The following is a 19,753-nucleotide window of genomic DNA, read 5'->3' as shown; positions in this document are numbered from 1 at the left end:
ATTAAAAAAAGAGGCTAGGATGTTACCCTAGTCTCTTTTTTTAATTCATCTATTTATAATTAATAGCCCATTTCATGATATGTGTCTTCATCTAAGACGACGTCAATCTCGCCAATGTACTCGCGTGGATCAGCTTTAACGAAGTTACGTTTGAAGGCATATAAGCCATCGGAATTATCGGCTACTTCAATACCACCCATGTCATAACCAGCTAAGTGTTTGTCTAGAGCCCATTGAATCATTTCTGTTTGTACGGCATAAGGTGCAAAGTAAGTATTACCATCAACAGAACCAGCATACATGTACCAGATTTTATTTCCATAATTGAAACCAATTCCGGTTGCTAATAGTTCACCTTCGCGTTCAGCTAAATAGATCCGCATGATATCACTATCACCAAAGGAAGCCAATAAGCGTTCAAAATAATCCTTTGGGCGATAAGAGATACCATGACGTTCTGCCATTTCAGAATATGATGTGAAGAATGAATCAAGTTCTTCGGTGGTATTTCCCCAGCGAACAGTTACCCCATCACGAATTGGACGGCGAAGCTTACTCTTCATCTTTGAAGAATAAAGATCAAATGTCTCTTTAGCGTCGGGCCATTCGGTTAGATCAATCACCATATTACGACGAGGTTGGATGGTCCCGTGCATTCCTAAAGCATCAACGTTGCGGTTACGAGTTACAAAGCCATTGGCTTTGAGGGTGTCATTCAATTCTTCTGAAAAGTCGACTTCTGGATCAAAACGAAGTAGATAGACATTGTCATCAGCCAAAGCCTTTTTAGCTTCATCAACTAAAGCCATCAGCATTTCTGTATTATTGATGTCAACAACGGGTCCTTTTGAGGCGTATGCAAATTTTTTACCATTCTTTAAAGTGCTTAAGAGCATTGACATGGCAGCGGTAATTTCACCAGCTTCATTTTTTAAATAAACATAGCGAGGTTCCCAATTGTTTTTAACATGTGACCAGCGCACGTCTTGCGTGATTCTTCCAAATTCAGAATTTTGAACAAAATTTTGGTATTTTTCAACAGCAGTACTATCATTTAAATCTAAAACTGGCATGATAATCTCTTTTCTTTTGTATTTATAGTAGTTAATTTTAGCATAATATCAATATTAAGTCGGGATTTTTTATAAATTTTGAAAGAATTAATAGCGAATATTTAATGATCATTTTGGGGTAGTTATGACAATGAAAACGTTATTTTTTGATAACTAATAATGATAGTAAAACTAATGTAATGTAAGTAATACTAGGGTTTATCCATGGAATAGCGTATAATGTAGTTATGGAAAAAATAAATTCAAATCAAAATGCTCGTGTTAAAGCATGGGCCAAGTTACAAACGAAAAAAGGGCGTCAAGCTAGTCAAACATATTTGTTAGATGGTTGGCACCTGGTTCAAGAAGCAATTCATTCTGATGGAAAAATTCGGGCTATTATCGCAACTGAAGATCAATACGAATTACATCAAGATGAATTGCCTCTAGGAGTTCCCGTTTTTGTAATTTATGACGACATCGCTAAAAAGTTATCAGACTTAGTTACCCCGCAAGGTATTTTTGCGGAAGTTTCATTACCAAACTTCAATCGCGCACCAAAGTATATTCATGAAGGAGCATGGCTATTCTTGGATGCGATTCAAGATCCTGGAAATGTTGGAACAATGGTTCGTACTGCTGATGCAGCTGGATTTGCTGGAGTAGTCTTTGGACAAGGGTCTGTAGATCCATATTCTCCTAAGGCAGTTCGTGCAATGCAAGGTTCACAATTCCATTTGCAATTAGCAAATGGAGACTTGCACGAATGGATTCCAGAATTCGTACGTAATGAATTCCAAGTCTATGGAACTCAATTAAATCCAGAAGCAACCAATATCTTTGAAATTATCCCAGCTCAAAACTTTGCTTTGGTGATGGGAAATGAAGGTCAAGGTATGGCTACGGATTTAGCTGAGATGACAAACCAAAACTTGTATATTCCGTTGAAGGGACATGCTGAATCTTTGAACGTAGGGGTAGCTGCAGGAGTAGCTATGTTTACCCTTAATCATTAATTTATATTATTAGTTGACTTTAATTGAAGATGATAGTTTAAGATGACAATGTTGATTTTCAACATTGGTAACGAGGAGGCAAACCGTGCAAAAAGATGCCTGGAAAAATGATCGCGCTTATCGCGACATTGTCGATGATTTATTACAGCAGCCGGCCGTACAAGAGTTGGCAAATTACACTCAACACCATCATTCGGATCGTTTGACGCATTCGATTATGGTTTCATATTGGAGTTATCGTTTAGGACTTCGTCTGGGATTAAATGCTACAGCACTTGCCAGAGCCGGAATTTTACACGATTTATTTTATTATGATTGGCGGGATACTAAGTTTGAATTGGGGACACATGCATTTATTCATCCCCGGGTAAGCTTACGTAATGCTGAAAAAATCACCTCGTTATCAGAAATGGAGAAAGACATTATATTAAAACATATGTGGGGATCAACTTGGGCCATGCCTCATTACTGGGAAAGCCTTTTGCTGAACTTGGTCGATGATGAAACAGCAGTAATGGATTTCTTTAATCCAGTATTGGATAGTTTTAAGGCGCTTAAGACCCTACATTGGATTAATCGAGAATCGTAACTTATAATTTGATGAAGTGCATGGAGGAAAATAGCATGGCATCCACTGAAATTAAAACAGCGGCTAGTCTTTGCCCGAAATTTATTGCAACTTTTGAAATATTAGGACGAAAATGGAATGGTCTGATTGTGGAGGCCCTTCTTATCGATGGACCAAAACGTTTTAAAGATCTAGCTGCTACAATTGAGACCTGTTCTGATCGGGTTTTGGTAGAGCGTCTTAAGGAATTGGAAGAAGCAAACATTATTGAGCGAACACCAGTTTCTGATTCATCTCGACGGGCCTACCAATTGACTGAACGTGGTGAAGCAATGCGACCAATGATGTCAGCTATTCACACCTGGGCAGATCAATACAATTAACAATTGAAATTATTAAAAAAAGACTGGAACAATTTTTGTTCCGGTCTTTTTTGTTATATATTCAGTAAAATACTGAGTTGATTAATTAAAAATGTTTGAGAAGCTTAATTGGATGAATTGCGGTAAACAAAATATTTTAAATTTATTCATAAAAACTAAATGGGATGACCGCTTATAGAGTTTTATAGAAATTTAAAATGCTGTTTAAGACAAGTTCAGGTGCTTCTATTTGGAGCCAATGTCCACCATCGATCAGTGAAAAGTTGAAGGGGCCAGAAGTATACTTTCCGGACTGTTCCATCTGGGATTGACTAAGATATAGATCATTTTTACCGTATAAACCATGGACTGGTACAGGAGTAGGCGCTAATTTGGAATCATTGTCACTAGGAACTAGGTTTGCGCGATATAAGTTAAGGGCGGCTGTGAATCGACCAGCTCTTTTTAAATCTGGTAACCAGTTGGTATCTAACTCGCTATTATTTTCAGTAAAGATTCTAAAGGCTGCCCAATCATTTTGAGAGAACATTTTTTCGGCCATTTCTTCGAATTGGAACGCCATGGTGTACCAACCTTTTTTCTTCTGTTCAAAACCACCATCTAAAGCATATGCATAAGGGTGACCAACACTAATAGGGAAGTATGAGGAAAATTGGTCTGGGAAAAAGCTGATCAGCATCCAACCGATATTAGCACCCCAATCATGAGCCACTAGTTTGACAGGTTGAGTTAAATTCAAACTGGCCTTTAATTCCAAAATATCTTGCATGATAAATTTGATCTTGTAATCGTCTTTATTTGGTTTTAATTCTGATTGTCCAAATCCTCTTAAGTCAGGCGCGATTACTCGATATCCGGCGGAAACTAATCCAGGAATAATATTTCGCCAGACATCAGCAGAGTCAGGGAAACCATGTAGTAAGAAAATTACTGCACCGGTTCCTTCATCAAAATATGATAATTTTACATTTGATAGTTGCACTTCAAGTCGTTGCATAAATAATTACCTCTTTTCAAGATTAAATTATATCTTTTTCCAGAAGAAATTTAATTACCCAAAATAGCTTTTTTGGGTAGTAGATAATTATTCCCATTTGGAAATGTTAAACTTCGTGAAGTGAATTAAAGCATAAAATTGATCAATTAAAACCGCAATATCAATATCAAAATCATTGATAATCCAGTTTTCAATAATTCCAGTCCAGCCATTCGAGAAAAAAGTGGCATTAAAATAAAAATTTTTATCATCATTGGCGGATAATTCATTGAAGAGTCTAATGAAAAGTGCTCGCATATGGGTTAGAAAAATATTATGCCATTGGTTATTGTCTACTGTAATGGAATTTTTATAAAAAGCGCCTCGACTTTTATAAGTTTCTAATAAAAGTTTTGCTCCATTTTTCCAATTGATTTTGTTAGTCTCTGAAATGTTGAAATTCAAGGATAAATCATCTTGATAAATATCGTTTAATAAAGCATATTTATCTTCAAAGTAATAATAAAATAATTTTCTTTGGATATTTACATTTTTACAGATGGTACTGATACGGACTTTATCAAAAGAACTAGAAGCAATTAACTTCAAAAACTCGATTTTAATTTGTTCTCGGGTATTCATAAAATTTACTCCGCCTTTAGTTGTAGTTCTCTTGAGTATAAACGATAGCTCATTACCTTTTCAATAAAGTAAGCGAACGTTAATGCTTTTTCTGGTAATTTAAAATTTGATATTGTTGATTATCAGAAGCGGTGTAACAAAGCAAAGGGATTTAATTAATTGATCAACTAGGTAAAAAAATGGTAAGATTACCTAGATTTTAAGGGTTAAAAATGATTTGAAATTTTCCACATCAAACAAACTTAAAACGAAAATTAGGAGATAATAATGACTGTTATTAATATAGATAATACTGTTTTAAAGGAAGATTTGGCTAACTTTAAAGCTGTTCAAAATGAAGAATTACAAACTAAATTTGAGCTTGCATTGTTAAATGCCAATTTCTTAGTTCCAGTTCAAGTTCCAGAAGATTTGGTTCCTGATGCAGAAGGTAATTTGAATGTTTCCGCAGGCCAACAATTAGCTTTTGTGACTTTAATTGGACCAGATGAAAGTAACTTCTTACCAATCTTTACCGATAATGAAAATTATCAAAGTAACCCTGAAGATTGGGGCCAAAATATTATGGTAGTGGAATTCCCCTTTGTCCAATTTATTGAAATGTTCAAGCAAGACGAAAATTTGCAAAATTTGATCATGAATCCTTTCATTCCTGAAGAGACTTTGCAAATTGGTCGAGACAATGTTGAATATTTAATGCAAAATTATGATTATCAAGGAGAACCACAAAAAGTTGATGGGAATGAAACAGAAAATGAAACTGACCAATCGATTGAGATTCGGGTCCCTGATGAAATACCAACGAAATTACAAGCTAATTTAATGGGGTTAGCTGATGATACTAATGGAGCAGTATCAGAAATGTACCTTCTTTGGATGCAAGGAGCAGGTGGACAACAAGGACGCTTCTTGCTTATCTTGGATGGAGATGATGAGCAATTAAATTCTCAAATTGATAATTTTAGAGCTATTTTCCCTGAAACAATGGGTGAAGAAATGATGGGTGAAGTCGTTTTGAAGCAAGAAATTGCGGGCTTGGATTTAAGTGAATTCCAGGCTTTCTACCAATATCAAATGTAATAAATTAAGATTAAATATAAAAGGGGGTGACTATATTGGTAACCACCAAGAAAGTTGATTTAGTCATCATTGGGGCAGGACCAGTTGGTTTATTTGCAGATTTTTATGCTCGTTTACGAGAATTAAATGTTGTCTTAATAGAAAGTTTATCCATTCCAGGAGGTCAACCACAAAACTTGTATCCACAAAAGCAAATTTTAGATGTTCCAGGATGGCTTGGACTCAATGGGGTCGAGTTAACCGGAAACTTGGTTGAACAGCTACAACAACTGCAACCCGAAATTTATCTAGACACCACAGTGATCGATGTTAAAAATACCGATGAAGCCGTTTTAGTTGAAACCGATCGTGCAATTAATTTTGAAGCAGATGCGATTCTAGTTGCGACTGGAAAAGGTGCTTTTGAACCGCGTCGATTAGATAATGAATTGGAACAAGATTTTGAAAATCATGGATTATATTATTTCGTGCCAGATCTTCAACAATTTAAAGACAAGCGAGTTACCATTTTGGGTGGTGGGGATTCAGCAGTGGATTTAGCGAATCAATTAGTAACAGTTGCTAAAGACGTACAATTGGTCCATCGTCGAAATAATTTTCGAGCTTTGGAACATACATTATTAACGTTAGAGCAATCCAATGTCAAAAAATTAACACCTTATGTGGTGCAAGCTATTAATAAAAATTCAGATCAAACCTTTAATTTAGAACTTAAAGCCACTCGTGGTGAAGAAATTGAGCATTTAACTACTGATGCAATCATTGTTAGCTATGGTTTTAAGTCAGAGAATAAGATTGTCGAGGGGTGGTCAATCAAACCTGCCATGTCTCGTCAAAAGTTTGCGGTTGATCAAAATATGAGAACTTCGGTGCCACGCGTTTTTGCGATTGGGGATGCTGCTGAATTTGAGCATAAAGCAGAGCTCATTGTAACTGGCTTTGGGGATGCACCGGTGGCGATTAATACGATTATTGATCAATATATCCAAAACCATCAGGGAGTGTTACATTCTTCCAGCGTCAAAATTAAAGATGGTCAAGTTCAATCTGAAAAATAAAAGGGTTTCAAATGTAATAATTCGCATTCGATGTGAAATTTTGCTATAATGTTCACATATTAATTTTTGAAAGAGGGTAATATATAATGGCTAAGTTAGTTTTGATTCGTCATGGTCAATCAGAGTGGAATGCATTGAATTTGTTCAATGGTTGGGTTGATACCAAGTTATCAGATAAGGGTATTGCACAAGCTAAAGCAGCTGGTGAAATGTTGGCCAAAGAAGGCATTGAATTTGATCAAGCATATACTTCAGTTTTGACACGTGCCATCACTACTTTGCACTATGCATTGGAAGAAGCTGGTCAAATGTTCATTCCTGAGACTAAGTCTTGGCGTTTGAATGAACGACACTACGGTGCTCTTCAAGGTTTGAACAAAGCTGATGCTGCAGCTAAGTATGGTGATGAACAAGTTCACCAATGGCGTCGTTCATACGATGTATTGCCACCACTTTTGACTGAACAAGCTAAGACCGTTGAAGTTTTGGGAAAGACTTATCCTGCCTTTGACCGTCGTTACGCTGATGTTCCTGAAGGTCAATTACCATTTGGTGAAAACTTGAAGGTAACTTTGGAACGCGTTTTGCCATTCTGGGAATCAAACATTTCAAAGGATTTGGCTGCAGGTAAGAACGTTGTGATTGCTGCGCATGGTAATTCATTACGTGCCTTGGTTAAGCATATTGAAAATATCTCAGATGATGATATTTTGGGTGTTGAAATTGCAAATGGACAACCATTGGTTTACGATTTTGACCAAGATTTGAAGGTCCTTTCAAAGAACGTTTTGACTAGTGAAAACTAATTAAGGCTTAAAGTATTAAAAATAATTCAGAAACATCCCGCAGTAGGCAAACTACTGTGGGATGTTTTTTAATTACTCAAACAATATGATAGTTTAATGAACTAAAGACTGAATTATACAAATGTAAAAAAGCGTGCTAAACTAATGGCAAGCGATAGTAAGCGCTTACATTATTCAAATGCATTTATTTAGATAATTTAGGAGGAGGCTCCAAATGCTACCACAATTAGCTTGGTTAGATGATCCAAAAATTTTTAGGGTAAATCAACTTCCTGCCCATAGTGATCATCAAGTTTATCGTAATTTAATTGAGGCCCATCAAAAACAAAGTTCACTAGAAAAAAGTTTGAATGGGACTTGGGATTTTTATTATACCGATCAAATGGAAACTTTCAATTCAGAACTTGAGGTGCCTGATTTTGAAAAAAATACAGCAGTTACGACCATTGAGGTGCCAAAACATATTGAATTAGCTAATTTTGCCCCAATTCAATATGTAAACACCCAATATCCATGGGATGCGCGAACCTATCGTCGACCACCTTTTACGAATCAGGATGAACAAATTCCAGGGGTTTTTAGTCGTGCTGATGATAATGCGGTTGGCACTTATCGCAAAATTTTTAAATTAGATCCTGATTGGCAGGATCAAAAGGTTCATATTAATTTTGCGGGAGTTGAACGGGCTTTTTATCTTTGGTTGAATGGCCAATTCGTAGGATATGCCGAAGATAGTTTTTCGCCATCGGAATTCGATTTAACGCCATACTTAAAAAATAATGGTGAAAATGAGCTTATCGTTCAGGTATTTAAGCATAGTACAGCTAGTTTTATAGAAGACCAAGATTTTTTTCGCTTTTTTGGAATCTTTCGAGATGTCACACTTTTACTACAACCTGGGGTTCATGTAACTGACATTGCTTTAAAGCCACAAGTCAGTGCCGATTATCAGATGGGTAAATTGACAGGTGAGTTTAAATTAACGGGAGAATTTAGTCAATATGAATTAGAAATCAAAATTATTAATCCGCAAGGTGAAATTATCTTCCAAGGTCAGCCTAATCTAAATCACGAAATTAGATTACCTGAAATTAAATTTTATGATATGCAGTTATGGAGTCATAAAAACCCACAACTTTATCATATTGAACTAATAGTTAAAAACCAAGAGCATCAATTAATTGAAGTTGCTACAACGACTTTTGGCTTTCGTAAAATTGAACTTGATCACCAAGTTTTGAAATTGAACGGTGAGCGTTTAAAAATATTGGGAGTAAACAGGCATGAATGGAATCCTGAAAATGGACGGGTCATTACACGAGATGATATGTTGACTGATTTGAAAATTTTTCAAGAACATCATATCAATGCTGTACGAACCTCACATTACGCGGACCAGTTGAGTTGGTATCAACTTTGTGATGAGCATGGAATCTATATGATGGCTGAAACTAATTTGGAATCACATGGTTCATGGCAAAAAATGGGTCAACTTGAACCTTCATATAATGTACCAGGTAGTCTACCTGGTTGGAAAGATGCAGTATTAGACCGAGCCAAGACCAATTATGAAACTTTCAAAAATCATCCTTCAGTTCTTTTTTGGTCTTTGGGAAATGAATCATACGCAGGAATTAATCTATCTGAGATGCAGGAATATTTTCATAAGGTCGATTCAACTCGTCTAGTTCATTATGAAGGCGTTGTATGGGACCGTCAGTTCGAAGATCAAATTTCTGATTTTGAAAGTCGGATGTATGCCAGCCCAGCTGAGGTGCGAAAATATTTAGAACAAAATCCGAAAAAGCCCTTCATGCTTTGTGAATACATGCATGATATGGGAAATTCATTGGGCGGATTAGCCGAATATATGCAATTATTTGATGATTTTGATAATTATGCAGGTGGCTTTATTTGGGATTACATTGATCAAGCTCTGTGGGTCAATGATGAAATATCTGGTCAAAAGGTCTTACGTTATGGTGGCGATTTTGATGATCGTCCATCTGATTATGGGTTTAGTGCAGATGGTCTCTTATTTGCAAATCGCCTAGTTAAACCAGCCATGCAGGAGGTAGCTTATCAATATGGAAAATACACAGAATAAACTCAATTTAATTTTTGGGGATGTGGGTTTGGGCGTCCATGGTCCTGATCATGAGTATCTTTTTAGTTATGATAAAAAAGGGTTGGAATCGATTCGAATTGATGGTCGAGAATGGCTGTTGGAACCCGTTAAGCCGATTTTTTGGCGAGCTACGACTGATAATGATCGAGGAGCAGGGTTTCCGCAAAAAGTAGCTTCTTGGTTGGGGGCCGATTTATTTCAAACTGGAAGTGTCAAAACTATCTGGGTTGATCAACAAATTCTTGAGTTACCCTTACCACCTGTTAATAATAAATATAATGGTGATGAGAGCGCGCAGGAAGTTGCAATTTTATATGAATATCAATTACCAGTTCAACCACAAACAAAGGTAGAAATTTTATATCAAGTGAATGCAATCGGTCAGCTAAAAGTTAAAGCACATTATTTTGGACAAAAAGGGTTACCTGAGTTACCAGTTTTTGGAGTTCGATTCATGATTCCGACCTTAACGAATCGTTTTATTTATACTGGACTTTCAGGGGAAACTTATCCTGATCGAAAACAGGGCGGTCAATTCGGAACTTATCATGTCCAAGGAATACCGGTAACACCGTATTTGATTCCTCAAGATAATGGAGTACATATGGAGACCCAAACAGTTACATTAGAACGAACGAGTACTAAGAATAATGCGGAGCCGGTAGTACATCCATTTGAGTTAACAGTCAGAAAAACTAAACAGCCATTTGCCTTTAGTTGTTTACCATATACAGCAGCAGAATTAGAAAATGCAACGCATCAAGAAGAATTGCCTTTACCACGTAAAACGGTTTTGAGCATTTTGGGATCTGTGCGCGGAGTTGGGGGTATTGATAGCTGGGGTGCCGAAGTATTACCTGATTATCGAATTTCGGGTGAAATTGATCATGAATTTGAATTTATGTTGGAATAAAAAATAATTATTAGTAAAAAGAGCTTCAAACGGGTAACTAAGTAATTAGCCCGAGAGAAACTCTTTTTTATATAAAATTAATTATTGCCAGGGAACGGTAACATCGTCATTAACTGACCAACTACTATCAGTATCAACAGTTCCAGTTCTAATTTCGACATTTTGACCATCAGATCGGTCAGTTACTAAAGCTTTAGCGTATGAACCATCTTCATTTGTTGGTCCTACGAAGACAAAACCGTTAGCAGTAGCGTTTTGGTAAGTCCAAGCCACTCCGGTGGAATCATTTTGAGTTAGGGCACTTTCGGCGCTTGAAGCATCTACTGCGGTACTAGTGCTAGTGCTAGCCGTATCAGTATCATCAACTGGGACACTTGAAGCATCTACAGTAGATGTTAGATTAGTAGAATTGGCTGCCTTTTCGGAACTTTCACTATTAGTTCTCGTATTTTTTTCAGAAGAACTTGAACTTTGCTTAGTCTGTTGTTTTGTTGATGAAAGGTCAGACTGAACAATTGCATTCTGCTCATTTTTTTGAATAATTTTTTGACTATTTTGATGATGCCATTGTAAATAAGCATAACCACCCGACAATATGATCAGGAGGAGGAGAACATAAAGTATGGGCTTTAACCATTTCCATGATCTTTTTTGGCGGGCTTGCGATTTATTTCGAGTTTCTGTAATGGGTTGAGGCTTTTGGGATTGCTCTACATCGAGGGCAATCATTTCCACTTGCAAAAATCGATCCTTGAGTCGTTTGTATTCATTAGGGGCAAGGACCCCAACATCTAGAAGTTCTTTATACCTTTTTAATTGTTGGAATTGTTCATCCGTCATGTCAAATCACCTGCTACCTTAAATCTAAATTAAATATTAAAATCCTGACTTTCATTATAGCGTACTCGCTGCATTGCGCTCATCTTTTTCATAAAAATATATAATTATTTAATGTTTTGTGATCGACGAGAATTAATATTCTTCTTATTTATATATAAAAAAAGGTTTATTTTTAGTAGGAAGTTCAGGTATTTGGCGTTATAATTATAACTATTGTTATTTTTTATCATTCATTTAAGCTAATACATAAAAAGTACACCGTTTTTTGCACCAAAACGATGCTATTATCGAAATGTATTTTTAAGAAATATTTCGACGAATAAAACGTTTCAATTTAATCCTTAAAAGGTTGGTATACCTCAATATATGTCATACCAATTGAGACGATAATAGACAAATAATTATTACTTTATATTTGTAATAAAATGGAATAAGCTGGTGATTATGATGAAAAATAACATCAATTTTTAGTGTAGGAAAGGATTGTGTAATAAATCATGAAGATGATTAAAAATGAATTTAAATTTATCTTCTCAAACCGATTAATTAGAATTTCACTGTTTGCAATTATGTTTATTCCGTTTTTATACAGTGTGTTCTTCTTGCGTTCAGTTTGGGATCCGTATGGAAGTACGGGAAACTTACCAATCGCAGTGGTAAATGAAGATAAACAAGTGACTTATGAAGGTCAAAAGATGCATGCTGGGGCCGATATGGTCAAGCAATTGAAGCATAATACTCAATTGGATTGGCATTTTGTTTCTAAGAAGCAAGCAGAACAAGGTATTAAGGATCATAAGTATTATACGGTTGTGACTCTACCAAAGAATTTCTCTGCTAACGCTGCTACAGTTTTGGATGCTCATCCTAAAAAGATGGAGATCAAATACAAGACTAATGATTCTTTGAATTATATCGCTACAGTTGTTAGTGATACTGCTGCTGAGTCATTGAACAGTCAAGTTAAAGAAGCGGTCACAACGGCCTATACTAAGGTTGTCTTTGATCAAGTTACTGTAGCTGGAAAAGGCTTCAAGACGGCTGCTACTGGAGCTCAAAAGTTAAATGACGGTTCAATTGCTCTTTCTGATGGGTTGAATGTCTATACTGGCGGAGTATCCCAAGTTAATGATGGGGTTATGACCTTGAAGATGGGAGTTTCTCCATTAGCAAGTGGTGTTAACCAATTAGCTGGTGGGTCAAGCACTTTGAACAATGGACTACAAACCTTGAATAGTAAGACTGGAGCCCTATCTAGTGGTGCTAGTCAACTATCTGTTGGTGCTAACCAATTGAATAGTGGATTACAAACCTTGAATGGAAAGACTGGAACCCTGGCTAGTGGAGCAAATCAATTAGCTGGTGGTGCTAGTCAATTAAATTCAGGTTTGGATGGCTACACAAAGGGTGTTTCTACTTTAAATGGTGGCCTCAATAAGTTGAATGCTAACAGCACGACTTTGAATTCTGGAGCAAAGCAATTGAGCGAAGGTTCAACTCAATTACAAGCTGGAAGTCAACAACTTGATGACGGTTTGAAAAAAATTCAAAGCGAATTAAATGCGGTTGACTATAACCAATCATCAAGTGAAACTAAGTATATGCAAGATAAGTTGAATGCATTGACTCCACTATTGGCTAATCTTGATACTACGCTAAATGGATTAGTTAAAATTTCAGTAGCTGGTGCAAAGCCTGATGCATATGTTGATGAAATGGTTGCAGCTATGGAAAAGGCGGGAACGCCTTTGACTGATGAGCAAAAAGTAACTGTTAAAAAAGTTGCTGCTCAATCATATAAAGATTATGGAACAGTCGTTGGAAATAACATGAAAACTGGAGTTGAGACTCAACTTAACTCAAAGATCAGTTCTGATGACATAAAACGAATGCAAGCTGATTTGACTGCTACGCAAACTTTGTTGACTAAGGTTCAAACTTTGAGCCAGAGCTTCAATGCTCCTCTTGAACAAAAGGGATTAGTAGCAGGGATGGATCAATTAAACGCTGGTTTGAAGCAAACGGCTGCTGGTTCTGCTACCTTGCAAGCTGGTTTGCAACAATATACTGGTGGTGTTTCAGATGCAACCAACGGTTCAGCACAATTGACTGCTAACAATGGAGCATTGACTTCAGGTTCTCAACAATTAGCTGCTGGAACGAGTCAATTGAACTCACAAGTACCAGCGTTGACTTCAGGTGTAAGTCAATTGGCTGCCGGATCACAACAATTGGCAACTGGAACAAGTCAATTGAACTCACAAGTGCCAGCATTGACTTCAGGTGTAAGTCAATTAGCTGATGGATCAAATATCTTGTATGGTGGATTAAGCCAATTACAAGCTCAAATTCCAACGTTGAGTTCAGGAGTTGATCAATTAGCACTTGGAACAAGTCAACTAGTTGATAACTCAGGTGCCTTAATTGATGGAGCAAATCAATTGAAGGACGGAAACGGTACCTTAGCATCTGGACTTAAGTCTGGATCTGATAAAATTGGTGGGATTAAGATTACTGATAAAAATATCAAGCAATTCGTAACCCCAGCTAAGTTATCTCATTCAAAGTATAGTTCTGTACCAAACTATGGATATGCCTTGGCACCATATGTTTTGTCACTTGCTTTGTATGTCGGAGCAATTGTCTTTAACTTTGCTTTCCCAATCCGAAAGATTTCAACTACTGGACAATCAGCTACGGCTTGGTTCTTCAGTAAAGCTATTGTTGCAGCGATTGTAGCAATAGCAATGGCTGTCATTGAACCAGTTTTGATGATGTTGGCTGGTTTGCATGCTGAACATCCTGCAGAATTATTCCTAATGACGATTATCTTCTCATTGGCATCGATGGCGATCGTTATGTTCCTATCAATGGTCTTTGATAATCCAGGACGTTTCGTTGCAATGTTGCTATTGATGTTGCAACTTGGTGGTTCAGGTGGAACATTCCCAATGGAAATGACCAATCATTTCTATAATGTTATCCATCCTTACATTCCAATGACTTACTCAGTTCTTGGATTACGCCAAGCTATGACTTCTGGATTAGGAATGGATCAAATCTGGAATTCAGTTGGAGTCTTACTTGCCATCGCAGTCGTATTTACGCTGTTAACATGGTTAGGAATGTACTTCTTGCAAAAGCATGGTAAAGCTGGTAAATCTCAATTAGATAATAACCAAAGCTTACAAGCAGTTGAAAAATAAAAATAAAACGGCATAATAAAGTTTAAATATTGATTTTTGATCCGTTTTCAAAAAAGACTGGGATAATTTTATCTCAGTCTTTTTTTGAACGATAAAATTGTCAAGTGAACTATGGAGTGCTAAAATTAAGGCATAATTAAATATTTATTCACTAGGGGAGCTTTTGCTGAGACGTTTATTCGGACCCTTTGAACCTGATTAAGTTAAAACTTGCGGAGGGAAGTGACATATTAACTGGGAATAAATCAAAATGAGCTCAATTAATCTGTTACGACGACGTGGCAGGTTAGTTGAGCTTTTTAATTATATGGAAAAAGTTATTAGTAATTTATAAGTGAAAAGGAGGAGCAAAAATGTTATTGGAAGTCATTCGGAAGAAACACCCCTTGATTTTAAACCATGCTAATACTGTCACTCAGCAACATGTTGCTGATGGAATTAGCATGTTAGGGGCATCGCCATTGATGTCGCAAGAGCAACTAGAAATACCGGAAATGGTTAAAATTTCTCAAGCCGTCGTTATTAATATTGGTACATTACAGGAAACGACTTTGCCAGAGTTAATTTTAATGGGACAAATAGCCAATCAAGCTGAGATTCCGGTCATTTTGGATCCGGTAGCTGTGGCGATGCCATATCGAAGTGATTTTGTAAAACGCTTAATGAAGGAAGTTAAATTCGATGTGATTCGGGGTAATGCCGCAGAAATTGCTTGGTTTGCCGGAATGTCGAGTCAGGGTCAAGGAATTGATGCAGATACACGGATTGAAGTTCAGACTAGTATTCCAAAAAGATCCGCCCAATTAACAGAAGCGGTGATCGTGCAGACCGGTGCAACAGATGTGATCACTGATGGAAAACGAAGTTGGCGGGTAAAAAATGATAATCCGTTATTAGCAGTTAATGTCGGATCTGGCGATTTATTGAGCGGGATTATCGGTAGTTTTGCTGCTGTGACGAAAGATTACCTTCAGGCAGGGCTGGAGGCCACAATGCTCATGGGAGCAGCGGGGCAATTAGCAAGTGCAAAAGTGCATAACCAGCCAGGGCAGTTGATGCCCGCATTGATGGACCAACTTTATGCCATTACAGAAAAACAAATTGAACAGATCAGTGAGGTGAATGAAGAATGATTGAAGTACCACAAGTTTTAACGATTGCTGGCATCGATTCTAGCGGAGGTGCGGGAATTAATGCTGATTTAAAAACTTTTCATAACCAAAAAGTGTATGCTGCGACAGTCATTACCGGTATTACTGCGCAAAATACCCTTGGTGTTCAAGCGATTGAACCAACGCGTCCTGAAATTATTATGGCTCAATTTGAATCGATTTTTACTGACCTCAAAATCACGGCGGCTAAAACGGGGGCTTTGTTTGATGAGGTTCGGGTTCAGACCGTGATTGATGGCTTGAAAAAATTTCCAGTGAAACATTTAGTGCTCGATCCAGTAATGGTTGCCAAAGGTGGGGCCCAATTATTGGAGCCGGCGGCAATTGAATTATTTAAAAATGAATTATTGCCCTTGGCTGAAGTGATTACTCCGAATTTAGGTGAAGCTGAAGTGCTTTTGCACCGTTCAATTGAAGGAGACCTTGAAATGATAGAAGCAGCTCAAGAGCTTCAAAGGCTAGGGGCTGAAAATGTCTTAATTAAAGGCGGCCATCGTCAAGGAATGGTGGTGCGTGATTTGATGTTGTTTAAAAATGGACAAACTAGTTGGTATGAAGCACCACGTATTGATACTAGCCGAACACATGGGACTGGTGATACTTTGGCAGCCTTGATTGTAGCCGGTTTAGCTCGAAATGAGGAATTAGCAGCAATTATACCCGCAGCTAAAGAGTTTATGAATCAAGCAATTCAAACCACGATTAATGTCGGGCATGGACATGGACCTTTAAATCATTGGGTCACGGGTGTGAAATGAAAATAGAACAATTACAATGTTATTTAGTCGCCGGACCACAAGATTATCCAGAATTGAGTTTGACTGAATTTATCGTAAAAATTGAAGTATTAATGCAGTCGGGGATTACCGCTTATCAGTTTCGTGATAAGGGAACCCATTACCAAAATTGCGAAGAACGCTTAGACTTAGTCTTAAAATTACAATCTTTAGCAAAAAAATGGCAAGTTTTGTTCATCATTAATGATGATGTCGATTTGGCGCAACAAATTCATGCTGACGGATTACATGTAGGTCAAGGTGATCAAATTCAAGCTGCTTTAAAAGTACCCCAAGCTGTACCGATGGTGATTGGCCTTTCAGTTTCAAATGCCTCCGAATTAGCCGCATCCCAAGATAGCGGGGCCGACTATTTGGGAATAGGTCCCATTTTTGCTACACAGTCTAAAACTGACGCTGCACCGGCCTTAGGTTTGGCTAAATTAGCCGAAATTTTGCCGCAAAACCATCTACCAATTGTCGGAATTGGGGGGATTACCGAATCTGTTTTATCTGATTTAGCTGAGCTGGGCTTAAATGGAGTGGCAATTATATCAATGCTAACTCGATCTGATAATCCAACAGAGGCTGTTCAAAAAATTAGGGAGGCTTGGCGTGGAATTTAATCAATATTTATTAGTACAATCAAAAGATGAACGAAAAATAATTGCTAAGACTCAGTTTGTTCAAGCATTAGTCAATGGATCGCTCCCACAAGAAGCTCGTAATTATTATGTTGCCCAAGATCATTTTTATGTTGATAAATTTGATGAATTTTTTCAAGCAGTTTTTCAAAAATTACCAATACAATTACAAATAAAAAAGCCACAAGCTAATGGACTTGAGGCTGAGGCACATGAGGCTTTAAAGCCATCACCGGATTTATCTAATATTGCAGTGGGAGAGCATAATGTTGCATATCTACAACATATTGAGCATGCTGTCAAAACATCGGATCCTATTGCAGGAATTTTGGCATTATTGCCATGTACAGAATCATATCATTTGTTAGCCCGAGATTTTACGGATCAAGCCGATCCTAAATTTAAGGCTTGGTTTGATTATTATACCAGTTCGGATTATTTGGCCTTTACGAATTGGCTGTGGCAATCATTAAATATATTGGTTCCTGAATATCAGCAAATATCGAGCACTCAATTAGCTGAATGGGAAGCCATTTATCATTTGGCATATCAAGATGAAATTAAATTTTGGCAAGCAGTGCCAATGGATTTAGATCAAGTTGAGTTCAACTAACGTCGTTAAAATTTTTTTCATATTTATTTGAAGGCTAAGATGATTTATCTTAGCCTTTTTTAAATCATGTAATTATTTTTGATTGAAATTTAAAAACAATTTTTCCAAAACATTAACAAATTTAATTTAGTTTTTTAAGAAATAAGGATCATAATTTAATTTATCCATAGAATGGTGGCAAATTAAAAAACTTGTTCCTGAGGATTAACTTAGATATATTAATTGATGCAAAGCAGATTTTTAAGGAGTAAATGAGGAGGAACTTGATGCAAGTCAAAGTTTTATCGACGTCAGATGTACACGGATATTTTAATGCAGATGATTTTAGACGCCCCTTGAATAATACTGAGATGGGGCTCGCGCGGGCCGTGAGTGTGATGCAAATTGAAACTGACAAATTAACGGATGAAGATTTAGTGCTTAAAATTGAAAATGGCGATTTTATTCAAGGTTCACCATTAACAAATTATATTGAAAAAATTGATCAAAAGGATCTACCTCTTTATGATGATTTAGCAGCTTTGGCTGGATATGATGTTCGAATTATTGGAAATCATGAATTCAATTATGGTCGAATCTATTTAGAAAAAGCTCTTCAAAGTCAAAATGTCTTAAATGCGAATATTCTGGATCAAAAGAGCCAGACTCCTTTCTTGGGGCGTCCGTATCGTATTTTCCAAAAAAATGATTTAAAAGTTGGCGTGATTGGGCTAACCACTAAATTTATTCCAAAGTGGGAACCAGAAAAAAATATTAAAGGATTATATTTTGCGGATCCCGTCATGATCGCAAAAAAATATATTAAAATTCTGCGACCCCAAGTAGATTTACTGATTTTGGCTTATCATGGTGGGTTTGAATGTGATTTAAAAACTGGACAACCATTGGGACGCATTAATGGTGAAAATCAAGGATATGAATTAAGTCAGTTGGAAGGTGTAGATGCTTTGATAACAGGACATCAACATCGGTTATTGGCTGAAAAATTCAATGGTTTGGTGATGACGCAACCAGGATATCGTGGTGAAGCAGTGGGTGTGATGGACTTTGCTTTTGACGAAAAACAAAAATTGATCAATAGTGAGGCGAAATTAATTTCTACTAAAACTACTCCCGAAAATTCTAAGATTATTACGCGCCTTTCTCCTTTAAAAGTTAAAGTTGATCAGTGGATGGATCAATCAATTGGTCAAGTTGGTCATCAGATGGAGATTATTGATCATCAATTAGCCCGAATTCAAAGTCACCCATTTGTTGAATTGATTAATCGGGCTCAGATGGACGCAGGTCAGACGCAAATTGCCAGCACAACAATTTTTAATGATGAAGTTCGAGGCTTGAAAAACAATGTAACGCGCCGGGATATTATGACAAATTATGTCTATCCTAATACAGTGGTTGTGGAAAGCTTAACGGGACAAGAAATTATTGATGCCATTGAAGTTAGTGCTCGCTATTTTAAACTAACTGCCAATGATAATTTATCAATCAATCCTCATTTTTTGTTTCCTAAAGTACAACATTATAATTACGATCTTTGGACAGGAATTGATTACACGATTGATATGCAAAAACCGATGAATCAACGGGTGAAAGCGGTCATGTTTCAAGGAAAACAACTTAAATTGGACCAATCATATGAAGTAGCGGTTAATAGTTATCGATCTAATGGAACCGGTAACTTTAAAATGTATCAGGCAAGTAAAATTGTGCGAGAAGTACAGATTGAAACGGCCGATTTAATTGCTGATTATATTCAACAACATCAACCTTTGAATTTTGATCAACCGCATAATCTTAAAATTATCGGCTATCAAAAATTAAGTTAGCTTATATCGAATATTTTGTAATATTCTAAAATGTTGAGCGTCTTTAATGTT

The 19,753-nt window shown here is 36.8% G+C and carries 18 protein-coding genes and 1 riboswitch; of the genes, 14 read left to right on the top strand and 4 right to left on the bottom strand.

What is annotated here, in order from left to right:
* Positions 1 to 59 precede the first annotated feature (59 nt).
* Positions 60 to 1,073: a UDP-N-acetylmuramoylpentapeptide-lysine N(6)-alanyltransferase gene (femX, locus tag JC2156_RS06850; RefSeq protein ID WP_006845901.1), complete on the bottom strand. Its 1,014-nt coding sequence runs from the start codon at positions 1,071 to 1,073 to the stop codon at positions 60 to 62.
* Between the two features lie 227 nt (positions 1,074 to 1,300).
* Between femX and JC2156_RS06845 the strand changes: the two genes are divergently transcribed.
* The 3 genes from JC2156_RS06845 to JC2156_RS06835 all read left to right on the top strand — a co-directional run bounded on the left by JC2156_RS06845 (position 1,301) and on the right by JC2156_RS06835 (position 3,019).
* Positions 1,301 to 2,068, top strand: a complete 768-nt coding sequence (locus JC2156_RS06845) for a TrmH family RNA methyltransferase (RefSeq protein ID WP_006845900.1) — start codon at positions 1,301 to 1,303, stop codon at positions 2,066 to 2,068.
* A gap of 85 nt (positions 2,069 to 2,153) precedes the next feature.
* The gene (locus tag JC2156_RS06840; protein ID WP_006845899.1) at positions 2,154 to 2,657 is read left to right on the top strand and encodes an HD domain-containing protein; all 504 of its coding nucleotides are present in this window, start codon (positions 2,154 to 2,156) and stop codon (positions 2,655 to 2,657) included.
* Positions 2,658 to 2,692: 35 nt separating this feature from the next.
* The gene (locus tag JC2156_RS06835) at positions 2,693 to 3,019 is read left to right on the top strand and encodes a winged helix-turn-helix transcriptional regulator (protein WP_006845898.1); all 327 of its coding nucleotides are present in this window, start codon (positions 2,693 to 2,695) and stop codon (positions 3,017 to 3,019) included.
* 172 nt (positions 3,020 to 3,191) lie between these two features.
* Here the strand turns inward: JC2156_RS06835 and JC2156_RS06830 are convergent, their stop codons facing one another.
* Positions 3,192 to 4,016, bottom strand: a complete 825-nt coding sequence (locus JC2156_RS06830) for an alpha/beta fold hydrolase (protein WP_006845897.1) — start codon at positions 4,014 to 4,016, stop codon at positions 3,192 to 3,194.
* 87 nt (positions 4,017 to 4,103) lie between these two features.
* A complete protein-coding gene (locus tag JC2156_RS06825; RefSeq protein ID WP_006845896.1) occupies positions 4,104 to 4,637 on the bottom strand; it encodes a TetR/AcrR family transcriptional regulator C-terminal domain-containing protein in 534 nt (177 codons plus the stop codon).
* Between the two features lie 267 nt (positions 4,638 to 4,904).
* Between JC2156_RS06825 and JC2156_RS06820 the strand changes: the two genes are divergently transcribed.
* The 5 genes from JC2156_RS06820 (at position 4,905) to JC2156_RS06800 (ending at position 10,622) form a co-directional block, all read left to right on the top strand.
* Positions 4,905 to 5,717 carry an SseB family protein gene (locus JC2156_RS06820; RefSeq protein ID WP_006845895.1) on the top strand — a complete coding sequence of 271 codons (813 nt, stop codon included), beginning with the start codon at positions 4,905 to 4,907 and terminating at the stop codon, positions 5,715 to 5,717.
* A 35-nt stretch (positions 5,718 to 5,752) separates the two neighbouring features.
* Positions 5,753 to 6,775: an NAD(P)/FAD-dependent oxidoreductase gene (locus tag JC2156_RS06815; RefSeq protein WP_006845894.1), complete on the top strand. Its 1,023-nt coding sequence runs from the start codon at positions 5,753 to 5,755 to the stop codon at positions 6,773 to 6,775.
* An 86-nt stretch (positions 6,776 to 6,861) separates the two neighbouring features.
* On the top strand, positions 6,862 to 7,581 hold the full coding sequence (gene gpmA, locus JC2156_RS06810) for a 2,3-diphosphoglycerate-dependent phosphoglycerate mutase (protein ID WP_006845893.1): 720 nt from the start codon (positions 6,862 to 6,864) through the stop codon (positions 7,579 to 7,581).
* 214 nt (positions 7,582 to 7,795) lie between these two features.
* Positions 7,796 to 9,688, top strand: a complete 1,893-nt coding sequence (locus JC2156_RS06805; protein WP_006845892.1) for a glycoside hydrolase family 2 TIM barrel-domain containing protein — start codon at positions 7,796 to 7,798, stop codon at positions 9,686 to 9,688.
* Positions 9,669 to 10,622, top strand: a complete 954-nt coding sequence (locus tag JC2156_RS06800; protein ID WP_006845891.1) for a beta-galactosidase small subunit — start codon at positions 9,669 to 9,671, stop codon at positions 10,620 to 10,622. Before JC2156_RS06805 ends, JC2156_RS06800 begins: the two co-directional genes overlap by 20 nt.
* Positions 10,623 to 10,703: 81 nt before the next feature.
* Here the strand turns inward: JC2156_RS06800 and JC2156_RS06795 are convergent, their stop codons facing one another.
* Positions 10,704 to 11,462 carry a hypothetical protein gene (locus JC2156_RS06795; RefSeq protein WP_006845890.1) on the bottom strand — a complete coding sequence of 253 codons (759 nt, stop codon included), beginning with the start codon at positions 11,460 to 11,462 and terminating at the stop codon, positions 10,704 to 10,706.
* Between the two features lie 497 nt (positions 11,463 to 11,959).
* Here JC2156_RS06795 and JC2156_RS06790 point away from each other — a divergent pair, with 497 nt between their 5' ends.
* The 6 genes from JC2156_RS06790 (at position 11,960) to JC2156_RS06765 (ending at position 19,702) form a co-directional block, all read left to right on the top strand.
* Positions 11,960 to 14,668, top strand: coding sequence for a YhgE/Pip domain-containing protein (locus JC2156_RS06790; protein ID WP_006845889.1), 2,709 nt, complete (start codon positions 11,960 to 11,962; stop codon positions 14,666 to 14,668).
* Positions 14,669 to 14,811: 143 nt separating this feature from the next.
* Positions 14,812 to 14,906: riboswitch (TPP riboswitch) on the top strand.
* 115 nt (positions 14,907 to 15,021) lie between these two features.
* Entirely contained in the window at positions 15,022 to 15,801 is a 780-nt protein-coding gene (gene thiM, locus JC2156_RS06785; RefSeq protein WP_006845888.1) for a hydroxyethylthiazole kinase, read from the top strand.
* A complete protein-coding gene (gene thiD / locus JC2156_RS06780; protein WP_006845887.1) occupies positions 15,798 to 16,598 on the top strand; it encodes a bifunctional hydroxymethylpyrimidine kinase/phosphomethylpyrimidine kinase in 801 nt (266 codons plus the stop codon). The genes thiM and thiD overlap by 4 nt, the downstream gene beginning before the upstream one ends.
* Positions 16,595 to 17,242: a thiamine phosphate synthase gene (gene thiE / locus JC2156_RS06775; protein ID WP_006845886.1), complete on the top strand. Its 648-nt coding sequence runs from the start codon at positions 16,595 to 16,597 to the stop codon at positions 17,240 to 17,242. The genes thiD and thiE overlap by 4 nt, the downstream gene beginning before the upstream one ends.
* Positions 17,232 to 17,873 carry a TenA family protein gene (locus JC2156_RS06770; protein ID WP_006845885.1) on the top strand — a complete coding sequence of 214 codons (642 nt, stop codon included), beginning with the start codon at positions 17,232 to 17,234 and terminating at the stop codon, positions 17,871 to 17,873. The genes thiE and JC2156_RS06770 overlap by 11 nt, the downstream gene beginning before the upstream one ends.
* 266 nt (positions 17,874 to 18,139) lie before the next feature.
* Positions 18,140 to 19,702, top strand: a complete 1,563-nt coding sequence (locus JC2156_RS06765) for a bifunctional metallophosphatase/5'-nucleotidase (protein WP_006845884.1) — start codon at positions 18,140 to 18,142, stop codon at positions 19,700 to 19,702.
* The last annotated feature ends 51 nt before the right edge of the window (positions 19,703 to 19,753 follow it).

The organism is Weissella koreensis KCTC 3621 (assembly GCF_000277645.1).
The sequence above is the reverse complement of the archived record's forward strand: the minus strand, read 5'-3'. Positions and strand labels throughout refer to the sequence as shown.

Bases quoted from the DNA above. Each gene is read 5' to 3' on its own strand.
- JC2156_RS06835 (WP_006845898.1), top strand. From the start codon at position 2,693: ATGGCATCCACTGAAATTAAAACAGCGGCTAGTCTTTGCCCGAAATTT.
- gpmA (WP_006845893.1), top strand. From the start codon at position 6,862: ATGGCTAAGTTAGTTTTGATTCGTCATGGTCAATCAGAGTGGAATGCA.
- femX (WP_006845901.1), bottom strand. From the start codon at position 1,073: ATGCCAGTTTTAGATTTAAATGATAGTACTGCTGTTGAAAAATACCAA.
- JC2156_RS06805 (WP_006845892.1), top strand. From the start codon at position 7,796: ATGCTACCACAATTAGCTTGGTTAGATGATCCAAAAATTTTTAGGGTA.
- thiE (WP_006845886.1), top strand. From the start codon at position 16,595: ATGAAAATAGAACAATTACAATGTTATTTAGTCGCCGGACCACAAGAT.
- thiM (WP_006845888.1), top strand. From the start codon at position 15,022: ATGTTATTGGAAGTCATTCGGAAGAAACACCCCTTGATTTTAAACCAT.
- JC2156_RS06830 (WP_006845897.1), bottom strand. From the start codon at position 4,016: ATGCAACGACTTGAAGTGCAACTATCAAATGTAAAATTATCATATTTT.
- JC2156_RS06800 (WP_006845891.1), top strand. From the start codon at position 9,669: ATGGAAAATACACAGAATAAACTCAATTTAATTTTTGGGGATGTGGGT.
- JC2156_RS06765 (WP_006845884.1), top strand. From the start codon at position 18,140: ATGCAAGTCAAAGTTTTATCGACGTCAGATGTACACGGATATTTTAAT.
- JC2156_RS06790 (WP_006845889.1), top strand. From the start codon at position 11,960: ATGAAGATGATTAAAAATGAATTTAAATTTATCTTCTCAAACCGATTA.
- JC2156_RS06825 (WP_006845896.1), bottom strand. From the start codon at position 4,637: ATGAATACCCGAGAACAAATTAAAATCGAGTTTTTGAAGTTAATTGCT.
- JC2156_RS06820 (WP_006845895.1), top strand. From the start codon at position 4,905: ATGACTGTTATTAATATAGATAATACTGTTTTAAAGGAAGATTTGGCT.
- JC2156_RS06795 (WP_006845890.1), bottom strand. From the start codon at position 11,462: ATGACGGATGAACAATTCCAACAATTAAAAAGGTATAAAGAACTTCTA.
- JC2156_RS06845 (WP_006845900.1), top strand. From the start codon at position 1,301: ATGGAAAAAATAAATTCAAATCAAAATGCTCGTGTTAAAGCATGGGCC.
- thiD (WP_006845887.1), top strand. From the start codon at position 15,798: ATGATTGAAGTACCACAAGTTTTAACGATTGCTGGCATCGATTCTAGC.